Raw genomic sequence first — 8,595 nt, 5'->3', positions numbered from 1 at the left:
GGTCGTCGCACCAGTAGTGCCGGCCGTCGTGTCACCGGTGGTGCCAGAGGTCGTGGCTCCCGTGGTGCCGGCCGTCGTGTCACCGGTGGTGCCAGAGGTCGTCGCACCAGTAGTGCCGGCCGTCGTGTCACCGGTGGTGCCAGAGGTCGTCGCACCAGTAGTGCCGGCCGTCGTGTCACCGGTGGTGCCAGAGGTCGTGGCTCCCGTGGTGCCGGCCGTCGTGTCACCGGTGGTGCCAGAAGTCGTCGCACCAGTGGTACCGGCGGTCGTCGCACCGGTGGTGCCGGCGGTCGTGTCACCGGTGGTGCCAGAGGTCGTGGCTCCCGTGGTGCCGGCCGTCGTGTCACCGGTGGTGCCAGAGGTCGTCGCACCGGTGGTACCGGCCGTCGTGGTGCCACCCGTGGTGCCGGTCGCGCACTGCGGCCGGGTGATCGTGTTCGTGTCCAGCGTCACGGCGCCGTTACGGGCCAGCGCCCGTCCCTCGATGGTCGCGCTCGTGGTGACAGTGATCGAGGTCATGGCCAGGATGTTGCCCACGAAGGCGGTGCTGGTGCCAAGAGTGGCCGAACTACCGACCTTCCAGAACACATTGCACGGCGAGGCGCCGTTGATGAGGGATACGCGACTGCTGGACGCCGTCGTCAGACCCGAACCGATCTGGAACACCCAGACGGCGTTGGGGTCCCCCTTGGCATCCAGGGTGAGGGTACCGGTGAGGCCGAGAGTGGAGGAGGCTGTGTAGACGCCCGGAACCAGCGTCAGGCCACCCGCGTCCGGGGGAAGTGCCCCGTCGGAGGGCTGCCCGGCCGCGTCGTTGTACGCCGTGATCAGGTCGGTCTGGGCGTCCTGAGCCACAGTGTCCGCAGAGTGCTGGGTCCCGTTCACCACGGCGGGCGGGCCGTATCCGCTGATGGACGTTCCCGGAGACACTCCGACATCCCCGGTGATCACCGAGGGGCCGGTGTTGGTGGTTGCCGAACCGGCCAGTACCGCGAAGCTGTCCGCCCTGCCCAGATCCACAAACGTGGCGAGGGCGGTTGCCTGAGTCGGCGACACAGCGACTACGACAGCGGAGATCACCACGGCAAGTACCGCGGCGGTCCATACCGGCAAAGTGCGGCGCAAAGGCGCGACAGGGATATTGAGCGTCATCGAAGGGCCAGCTCCTGTGAGGGGAATGGAGACATATTTGGCGGTTCTCGGTCACACGGAATCGCCTGTCTCTGCCGCTGGAATATTACGCAGGAGCATGCTCCAACTTACGACTCATGCGGACGGCTTCGCCGAGCCTGACGAGCCGATCGCAAATGCCGAGAAAATTTTTAATAGGCTGAATGGTCGTACCTGCTTAGGCGAGACGGGTGAACGGGTGACGCCACCTCCCAGGTCAGCCCGGGCGGCAAACAAATTCATGCCTCCGTGACCCGTGGGTCAATACCGCCCCGTCCGACACGCGACGCCTCACCGGCGTGTTGAGTAAATGAGAGATCGAAGCTTTGCGTGCGGCCAGGGAAGGGAACCGAATCTCTGCGCGTCACCGGAGCCCCGTCTTTCGGTGAGGACCTGATCAGTTGACCTGGTCACCGGCAAGGATCGCCCTGACGCGCCAAGGCCCTCGGCGCATGGAAGCGTCGAGGAATAAGAGCACGGCTGACGTTGGTGACGTTTGGAAGGGCAGCCCATCCACCGGCAGACTGTGGCGTATGAGATCCGCGACGCCGCCCTTGGCCTGCTCGGACAAGGCCAGGTCACGGTGGGCGACATGGTGACCCGGCGGCCCGGCCCCACCGATGGCCCGGACCATCCCGTGTGCGGTGCCGTGTCTCGTCACGTGCGGTGCTCGGCGCCCGGCGTGCTGCCCATGGGGTGGGCGTCATGACGACCGCGGTCGTCGTCGGTGGCGGGCCCAACGGGCTCGCCGCTGCGGCCCTCCTCGCGCGGGACGGCCTGGACGTCACGCTGCTGGAGGCCGCCGACGAGGTCGGCGGCGGCACACGCAGCCACGAGGCGATCCTGCCCGGCCTGCTGCACGACCACTGTTCGGCCATCCACCCCATGGCCGTCACCTCGCCCGCGCTCCGGGCCCTCGGTCTCGAACGCCACGGGCTGCGCTGGCGGCTGCCGGAGATCGACTGTGTGCACCCGCTGGACGACGGGACGGCCGGGGTCCTGCTGCGCTCCGTCACGGAGACCGCCGCCGGGCTCGGCCCGGACGGCCGCCGCTACCGGGCCCTGGTGGAGCCCTTGGTGCGGCGCTGGGACGCCCTCGCGCACGACGTGATGGGACCGCTGCTGCGGATCCCGGCGCACCCGCTGCTGCTCGCCCGGTTCGGCCTCCCGGCCGTGCTGCCTCCCGCGGTCCTCGCGCGCCTCTTCCGCACCCCGCAGGCCCAGGCTCTGTGGGCCGGGGTGGCGGCGCACGCGTTCCGGCCGTTCTGGGACCCGCTCGTCTCGGCGATCGGGCTCGGCATCCTCACCTCCGGCCACGCCGCCGGATGGGCCGTCGCCGAGGGCGGCTCGCAGTCCATCGCCCGCAGCATGGCCGCGGCTCTCCTCGCCGCCGGCGGCACGATCGAGACCGGCGTGCGGATCACCGCCCGGCGGCAGATCCCGCCCGCCGACGTGACTCTGCTCGACCTCGACCCCGGCCAGGTCGCCGCCCTCTACGGCGACAGGCTGCCCGCCCGCGTGACGGGCGCGTACCGGCGCTTCCGCCGTGGGCCCGGCGCCTTCAAGGTGGACCTGGCCGTCGAGGGCGGCGTGCCCTGGAGGGACGAGCGGGCACGACGGGCCGGGACCGTGCACCTCGGCGGCCCGCTCGCCGAAGTGGCCCGGACGGAACGGGACGTGACGCAGGGCCGGATGCCCGAGCGGCCCTTTGTCCTGGTCGGCCAGCAGTACCTTGCCGACCCCTCCCGGTCGGTCGGGGACGTCCACCCCGTCTGGACGTACGCCCACGTCCCGCACGGCTACGACGGCGATGCCACGGAGGCGATCCTCCGGCAGCTCGAACGCTTCGCCCCCGGCGCACGCGAACGAATCGTGGGCCGGCACGTCACCCGCCCCGCCGACTTCGCAGCGGCCAACCCCAACTTCACCGGCGGCGACATCCTCACCGGAGCGAAGACGGTCTCCCAGCTCCTCCTGGGCGCCCGCCCGGCGCTGGACCCCTACGCCACCGGCCTGCCCGGAGTGTTCCTGTGCTCAGCGGCCACCCCACCCGGCCCTGGGGTGCACGGCATGTGCGGCGCCGGGGCCGCGGCATCAGCACTGCGCCACCTGGGGGGCCGCCCGACCTGGCAGGCTCAGGAGCGCTCCCAGGACTCGCACACGTAGAAGCGCTCCGGCGCTCGCGCAGCCCAGGCCATCGGAGACCTGGTCGGACCTCAGGTTCCAGCCCACGGCGCTGTTGACCTTGCGGCCGAGTTCGATCCGACGGTTGCTCTCCGTCCACGAGTGGCAGGCGCCCCAGCCCTCGACAAGCGACGCCCCCGCCCACCCAACTCTTCGTCGACGGTGGCCTTGTCCAGGTCTGAATACGGCCGCCCCTGTTTCGGCGCAGCCGCGAAGAGAGGCGGTAGGAGGGAAACAGGCCCGTACCCTCCTGTCTTCGCCCCGTAACGCCCCGGACGCGGCGTACAGTTTTCCCATGGCCCGGCCTCGGCAGTTTGACGGCGGGGAAGTCGTTCGGGCTGCTCGCGACCAGTTCTGGTCCCATGGTTACGACCGAACCTCCATCGACGATCTGAGCGCCGTCACGGGCTTGGGACGCGGCAGCCTGTACGGGGCCTTCGGAGACAAACACGCCCTGTGGACACGCGGGGAAGCAGGGACAAGGCCTGCTCGGCAGCCCCGATGACAACCTCCGGTACCGCCCGGCACCGGGACAAGCTCGAGGAGCTCGCCGCCGACCTGCGCTCAACCGGGGCCGAGGTCGCCGTCGTAGGCGTCGACGCGGCCGACCCCGGGCAGCTGCGCGAGGCGTTGAGCTCGCTCTACGCGGCCCCCAACCCGCCCGGCGTCGTGCTGTACAACGTTGCCCGGCTGACGCCCGACGACCTCCTGTCCGCGGCGCCCGAGGACCTGCTGAGCGCCTACGCCGTCAACGTCGTCGGCGGGGTGGTGGCCGCACAGGTCGCGGTGCCGGCCATGCGAGCCTCCGGCGGCGGCACGCTGCTGTTCACCGGTGGCGGTCTGGCCGACCAGCCGCACCCGACCCTCGCCACGCTGTCCCTGGGCAAGCTGGGGCTGCGCGGGGTCGCGAACCTGCTGGGCACCCAGCTGGCCGCCGACGCCATCCGGTTCTCACCCTCACGGTCAACGGGGCGGTCGAGCCGGGCACCCCGTTCGACCCCGACCACATCGCCGAGCGGTACCGGCGGGCGATCGACGACGCCAAGCCGGGTTTCGTCGACGAGCACTTCAACGGGGCCTGAGCCGGCGCCGTCCGGGCCAGAGGGGCAGCGCGCGTTGGACGGCCTGCTGCCCCTCGGCCTGTTCCCTCCGCCGGGACGACCGCACCGGCAGGTCCGGCCGTCGTTCCGCGGCTGAGCGGTGCGGCCGTGGGGGGCCCACGCGGTGGGACCCGTGCTAGCGTGGACCGTTTGCAGCGTCGCTGTGTCGGTGCCCGGTTCGCGGTTCCTGGCCGGTGGTCGCGTCCCCGCCGCGCCTTCCTCGGTACGGTCCCTTCGGAGGAAGGCTTTCTGTGAGCGAATCAGCACGTGCCGGTGCCCGGCAGCAGGACGAGGTGTCCGAGGCGTCGGGCGCCACCGCGGCTCCGCCCCCGGCGGCGTCCTTCGCGGAGCTGGGGCTGCCGGCCGAGATCCTGCGGGCGCTCGACGAGCACGGTGTGACGGTGCCCTTCCCCATCCAGGCGGCGGCACTGCCGAACGCGCTCGCGGGACGGGACGTCCTGGGCCGGGGCCGCACCGGATCCGGCAAGACGCTGGCCTTCGGCCTGGGGATGCTCGCCCGGACGGCCGGGCGGCGCGCGCAGCCCAAGGAGCCGCTGGCACTCGTTCTGGTGCCCACCAGGGAGCTGGCGCAGCAGGTCGGTGAGGTGCTCACCCCGTACGCCGAGGCGCTACGGCTGCGGCTCGCGACCGTGGTGGGCGGAGTGTCCATCGGACGGCAGGCCGCCGTGCTGCGGGACGGCGCCGAGATCGTCGTCGCCACGCCCGGCCGACTGCACGACCTCATCGACCGCAAGGCATGCCGGCTGGGACAGGTGCGCATCACGGTCCTGGACGAGGCCGACCAGATGTGTGACATGGGGTTCCTGCCGCAGGTCACAGAAGCCCTGGACCAGGTGCGCCCCGACGGGCAGCGGATGCTGTTCTCCGCCACCCTGGACCGCGATGTCGACCAGCTGGTGCGGGACTACCTGCGCGACCCCGCCGTCCACTCCGTGGACCCCTCGTCCAGCGCGGTCTCCGCCATCGACCACCACGTCTTCGTCGTGCACGGCCCGGACCGGTACGCCGTGACCACGGAGATCGCCGCCCGGGACGGCCGCGTCCTGCTGTTCCTGGACACCAAGCACGGCGTCGACCAGGTCACCCGGCATCTGCGGGCCAGCGGCGTGGCCGCCGCCGCCCTGCACAGCGGGAAGTCCCAGCCGCAGCGCACCCGGACCCTCGCCCAGTTCAAGAACGGGCAGGTCACCGCGCTGGTAGCGACGAACGTCGCCGCACGTGGCCTGCACGTCGACGACCTCGACCTCGTGGTCAACGTCGATCCGGCCACCGACCCGAAGGACTATCTGCACCGCGCGGGCCGCACGGCCCGGGCCGGCCGTTCCGGCACCGTCGTGACACTCGTCCTGTCGGGACAGCGCCGCGAGACGAGCCAGGTGATGACGGACGCCGGCGTCGCCCCCAAGGTCAGCAAAGTGCGGTCCGGCGAGGCGGAGCTGAGCCGGATCACCGGCGCCAAGGCCCCCTCCGGCAAGCCTCTCGACGGGGGGCCGGCCGTGCCGCGCCCCAAGAACCACAACACCCCGTTCCGTGGCCTGGGCAGCACCAAGGACGCGAGGGGCGGCTCCGGTGGCAGGCCGTCCCGCAAGAGCAGCGAGGCCCGCAAGCTCGCGGAGGCCCGCGAGGCGGCCCGGGTGCGGCGCGGCGGCTGAGCCCGGGTTCCCGGATGCCGGGCGGTGTCCGCGCCTACGCTGCCGGACGGACACGCGGGACCGGAGATCGGCCGTGGTGCACCGGACGGTGTCACGCGGCGCGGAGCTGGCACTGCGGGACGCACCCGACTACCACCTGCTGACTCCGGGCGCCTCACCGGTCTGGGAGCGGGCACGCTGAGCGGACGGCTGCTTCGCGCACGGGGTGCGTGCGCGTACCCGGCGAGGAGTCCGTGTCCGGGCCCGGTGAGCGCGATGAGAAGTTCGCGACGGTCGGCCGTGTCGGGGCACCGGACGACGTAGCCCGGGTCTCCGCGTGCGGACCACCGGCCACAGGCTGGTCCCCGTTCACGGACAGGCCCCCAGGACGGTGCGGCGGGATGCGGGACCCTCGGCCGGCCTCCTGGGGGCCTTCCCTGTCGCGGACCGTGGGCCGGCCCCCGATCAGGCGTCGGCGGCGGCTCACGAAGTCGGTGCGGCCTCCGCCTGGCCGTTGACGGGCAACGGAGTCGAGGAGTCTGTGGACATGCCGGTGAGATCGGTGCGGCTGGTCTCGCCGAGCAGGGCGAGGCACACCACCGTTCCCAGGCAGAACGCGGCGATGATCGCGGAGATGAGGAGCATCGCCCCGTCACCGGTGTCGGCCCGCACCTCGGTGAAGATCAGTGGGGCGAAGCCCGCTCCCAGGCCGGCGATCTGGTAGCCGAGGGAAGCGCCGGTGTAGCGGCTGCGGGTGGAGAACAGTTCCGTGTAGAGCGCGGCGAGCGGGCCGTACATCATCGGGTGCACCAGCGACTGCCCGACCACGAGCGCCAGTACGAGCAGCGCCGTGCTGCCGGTGTCGACGAGGGGGAACAGCGCGAAGGAGTAGGCGCCCACCGCGAGCGCGCCCGCCATGACCACCGGACGCCGTCCCACGCGGTCGGACAGCGCCGACCAGCCGATGATGCCGAACATCGCCAGCGCGGAGGACACCGCCAGGCTGTTGAGCACCGTCTGCCGTGCGAAGCCGCCCTGTACCGCGTACGAGATGATGTACGTCGTCACGGTGCCCTGGAAGACGAACGCCGACAGGCCGACGCCGATGCCCAGCAGCAGCACCCGGGGGTGGTGCCGGAGCACGTCCCACAGGGGGAGGGACCGGCGCGGCGTCGACTCCTGCTCCTTCTTCTCCTCCGCCTCGGCGAACACCGGCGTTTCGGTGACGCGCATCCGGACGAACAGGCCGACGGCCAGCAGGACCAGGCTCAGCAGGAAGGGAATGCGCCAGCCCCAGGAGAGGAAGGCCTGCTCGCCGACGGTGCCCGACGTCGCGGACAGGACGACCGTGGAGAGCGCCATGCCGCACGGGGCCCCGGCGTTGGTGAAACTCGCCCACAACCCTCGCCGTCCGGTGGCGTGTTCGGCCGAGAGAAGTACCGCACCGCCCCACTCACCGCCCACCGCCACTCCCTGGACGATCCGCAGGACCAGCAGCAGGACCGGTGCCAGCGTGCCGGCCTGGCCGTACGTGGGCAGGACGCCGATGAGGAAGCTGGCGACGCCCATGAGGGACATCGTCACCACGAGCATCCGCTTGCGGCCGAGCCGGTCCCCGAAGTGCCCGAAGATGATCCCGCCCAGCGGCCGGGCCAGGTAGCCGGTGGCGAAGGTGGTGAAGCTGGCGAGGGTACCGGCCACGGGGCTGAGGTCGGAGAAGAACACGTCGGCGAAGACCACGGCCGACGCGGTGGAGTACAGGAGGAAGTCGTAGTACTCGATGACGCTCCCCAGGAAGCTGGAGGTCACCGCCCGGCGCAACTGCGAGGGATCCTGCGTTGTTCGGTGTGGAGAAGCGGCCTGCATGTCGTGAGCTCCCTTGCTGTCGCTGAGGTGCGTCGCCCTGAAACGGGGTGTGTCCGCTGTGGTGGATGACGGGGATGCCCGTCCGGCACGGGGCGCTCGCAGAAAGTGGCAACGAGATGCGCCCGGTGATGTCCGGGCCGCGGCCGGTCCGGCTGGTCGGCAGCCGTGTCCGGCCGTCTCCCGGTACGGCCGCCGGTGTCCGGTGGCCGGTCGCCAGAAGTCGGGCAGTTATTTGCTCCGCGTCAGGATTCTGACCAACATTGCTCGCCTCGTCTACCCTCTTGGCGTGGGATTCGAAGACGCGGCAACGCGTCCTCGCGGCGGTGCGCGAGCTCGGCTGCCGTCCCAAGAGCGCGGCCCGCGCCCTGCGCCTGAGCCACACGATGACGCTCGGCATGGTCATCCCGGACCTGGCCAACCCGTTCTTCGCGGAGCTGGCCACCTCGCTGGAGGACCAGGCCTGGGCAGCCGGATACACCCTGCTGGTGCACCACGGGCGGCGCGTACAGCTCCCCGAGCCTGTCGACGATGCGCCAGCCCGTCGAACAGCTGGCCCGTACCGCGATGGTGCGGCTCACCGGCCTGCTGCGGGACCCGGACCTGCCGCCCGGCCGGGACGTGCC

At 71.5% G+C, this 8,595-nt stretch carries 7 protein-coding genes and 1 pseudogene; 6 read left to right on the top strand and 2 right to left on the bottom strand.

Annotated features, from left to right (window positions below; translation table 11 throughout):
* A partial coding sequence (locus tag ACZ4N4_RS20380; protein ID WP_467590569.1) for an ice-binding family protein occupies window positions 1-1,056 on the bottom strand: 1,056 nt, incomplete at its 3' end.
* A gap of 610 nt (window positions 1,057-1,666) precedes the next feature.
* Between ACZ4N4_RS20380 and ACZ4N4_RS20375 the strand changes: the two genes are divergently transcribed.
* From ACZ4N4_RS20375 to ACZ4N4_RS20355, 5 genes are all read left to right on the top strand, one after another.
* Entirely contained in the window at window positions 1,667-1,879 is a 213-nt protein-coding gene (locus ACZ4N4_RS20375) for a DUF3556 domain-containing protein (RefSeq protein ID WP_467590566.1), read from the top strand.
* On the top strand, window positions 1,876-3,336 hold the full coding sequence (locus ACZ4N4_RS20370) for a phytoene desaturase family protein (protein ID WP_453567646.1): 1,461 nt from the start codon (window positions 1,876-1,878) through the stop codon (window positions 3,334-3,336). The genes ACZ4N4_RS20375 and ACZ4N4_RS20370 overlap by 4 nt, the downstream gene beginning before the upstream one ends.
* A 313-nt stretch (window positions 3,337-3,649) precedes the next feature.
* Window positions 3,650-3,859: a TetR/AcrR family transcriptional regulator gene (locus tag ACZ4N4_RS20365; protein ID WP_467590563.1), complete on the top strand. Its 210-nt coding sequence runs from the start codon at window positions 3,650-3,652 to the stop codon at window positions 3,857-3,859.
* Window positions 3,856-4,551 (top strand): SDR family NAD(P)-dependent oxidoreductase, encoded by a 696-nt coding sequence (locus ACZ4N4_RS20360; RefSeq protein WP_467590560.1) that lies wholly within the window; start codon window positions 3,856-3,858, stop codon window positions 4,549-4,551. Before ACZ4N4_RS20365 ends, ACZ4N4_RS20360 begins: the two co-directional genes overlap by 4 nt.
* 154 nt (window positions 4,552-4,705) lie before the next feature.
* A complete protein-coding gene (locus ACZ4N4_RS20355) occupies window positions 4,706-6,127 on the top strand; it encodes a DEAD/DEAH box helicase (protein ID WP_467590557.1) in 1,422 nt (473 codons plus the stop codon).
* Between the two features lie 462 nt (window positions 6,128-6,589).
* Here ACZ4N4_RS20355 and ACZ4N4_RS20350 read toward each other — a convergent pair whose 3' ends face one another.
* Window positions 6,590-7,972, bottom strand: coding sequence for an MFS transporter (locus ACZ4N4_RS20350; RefSeq protein WP_467590554.1), 1,383 nt, complete (start codon window positions 7,970-7,972; stop codon window positions 6,590-6,592).
* A 528-nt stretch (window positions 7,973-8,500) separates the two neighbouring features.
* On the opposite strand from ACZ4N4_RS20350, the pseudogene ACZ4N4_RS20345 reads away from it, so the two are divergent.
* Window positions 8,501-8,566: pseudogene (locus tag ACZ4N4_RS20345) on the top strand (hypothetical protein); the annotation flags it as partial.
* Between the last annotated feature and the right edge of the window lie 29 nt (window positions 8,567-8,595).

The sequence above is a fragment of the Streptomyces sp. NPDC026538 genome (assembly GCF_055567535.1).
Note: the sequence above shows the minus strand (reverse complement) of the source record. Positions and strands in the feature narration are given on the sequence as shown.

Coding starts and splice junctions, on each gene's coding strand:
- ACZ4N4_RS20370 (WP_453567646.1), top strand. CDS start 1,876: ATGACGACCGCGGTCGTCGTCGGTGGCGGGCCCAACGGGCTCGCCGCT.
- ACZ4N4_RS20365 (WP_467590563.1), top strand. CDS start 3,650: ATGGCCCGGCCTCGGCAGTTTGACGGCGGGGAAGTCGTTCGGGCTGCT.
- ACZ4N4_RS20360 (WP_467590560.1), top strand. CDS start 3,856: ATGACAACCTCCGGTACCGCCCGGCACCGGGACAAGCTCGAGGAGCTC.
- ACZ4N4_RS20350 (WP_467590554.1), bottom strand. CDS start 7,972: ATGCAGGCCGCTTCTCCACACCGAACAACGCAGGATCCCTCGCAGTTG.